The organism is Arthrobacter ginsengisoli (genome assembly GCF_031456935.1).
Classification (GTDB): Bacteria; Actinomycetota; Actinomycetes; order Actinomycetales; family Micrococcaceae; genus Arthrobacter; species Arthrobacter ginsengisoli.
Map to the genome: position 1 here is coordinate 1 of NZ_JAVDVQ010000064.1, position 1403 is coordinate 1403.

At 65.3% G+C, this 1403-nt stretch carries 1 protein-coding gene; it reads left to right on the plus strand.

Annotation, left to right across the window (positions count from 1 at the left end):
- The first annotated feature begins 313 nt into the window (after nt 1-313).
- On the plus strand, nt 314-1384 hold the full coding sequence (locus tag J2X01_RS21945) for an IS110 family RNA-guided transposase (RefSeq protein WP_310062677.1): 1071 nt from the start codon (nt 314-316) through the stop codon (nt 1382-1384).
- The last annotated feature ends 19 nt before the right edge of the window (nt 1385-1403 follow it).

A 1403-nucleotide genomic window follows, 5' to 3' on the forward strand; every position in this document is an offset into this window, starting at 1 on the left:
CCGTAGGTGACTGTGAGGATTGTGGTGGCTGGTCTGGGACTGGCTGGCAGAGTGGTATTGGTCGTTCTGTCCCGTGGATGTGACTCAGTAAGTGACTGGCCCTGCAAGGGTGTCTTTGAGTGGGATTTGTCCATCCGTGGGGTGGAGCGGCCGGTACCGCCCGGCCCACCTCGGTAACTTGATCAGAAGGTTGTCCGCCCCCTTGGGGCGTGGCTCGTCACAGTGTTGTTCCGAAGTGACCTCTACCCGGACTGGTACCGACCGTGTACGGCCCTGACCATTTCCGTGAATAGAGGAAGGTGCCAGAACCGCTATGACTATCGTTGCGCATTCCCGCCCGTTTGTCGTCGGCGTCGACACGCACGCCAAAAACCATGTCTACGCCATCATCACGGCCGGCACCGGGGAGCTGATCGCCACCCGGGACTTCCCTACCACCGGGGCCGGGATCAACCGGTCCATCGCCTGGGTCGCGCGCCATACCGGCGCTGACCTGGCGACCTTGTGGGTGATCGAGGGCGCTGCTTCCTACGGCGCACTGCTGGCCGGTGCCGTCGGCGCCGCCGGCTACCAGGTCGCCGAAGCGGCGCGCATGGATGCCCGGGCCCGGCACGGGGTCGGCAAATCCGATCCGCTCGACGCGCACCGGATCGCTGCCGCCGTCCTCCCGCTGGAGGAGCAGCAATTGCGCCAGCCACGGCTGAACGAAGGAGTCCGCGCGGCCCTGCGGATCCTGGTCACCGCGCGGGAGTCCATGACCTCCGAGCGCACCAGGGGTGTGAACGCCTTGACCGCCCTGCTCCGGGTCAACGGCCTTGGCCTGGACGCGCGTAAACCGTTGACCGGACCCCAGATCGCGGACGTCTCCCGCTGGCGGGTCCGGGAAGAACCGCTGGCCGTGTCCGTTGCCCGTTCCGAGGCAATCCGGCTGGCAAAACACATCACCGGACTCGACGCGGACATCAAGATCAACAACTCCCGGATCACCGAGCTGGTCGAGATCAGCGAAGCCGCGCCCCTGCTGCAGGAAACCGGGATCGGTCCCGTCAGCGCAGCCATCTGCCTCACCGTCTGGTCCCACCACGGACGCATCCATTCCGAGGCCGCCTTCGCTTCCCTGGCCGGAGTCAGCCCCATCCCGGCCTCTTCCGGGAACACCGTCCGGCACAGACTCAACCGCGGCGGTGACAGGACCCTGAACAAAGCCCTGCACGTGGTCGCCCAAAGCAGGATGACCTTCGATACCGGGACCATCGGATACGTCCAGAAACGCCAAGCCCAAGGACGGACCAAAAAGGAGATCCGCCGGTGCGTGAAACGCTATCTCGCCCGACGGATCTACCGGATACTCAACGCCGCAAACCCGGCGCCCTGCCACGCTTGACAACCATAGAAGGATCCCC

Coding starts and splice junctions, on each gene's coding strand:
- J2X01_RS21945 (WP_310062677.1), top strand. CDS start 314: ATGACTATCGTTGCGCATTCCCGCCCGTTTGTCGTCGGCGTCGACACG.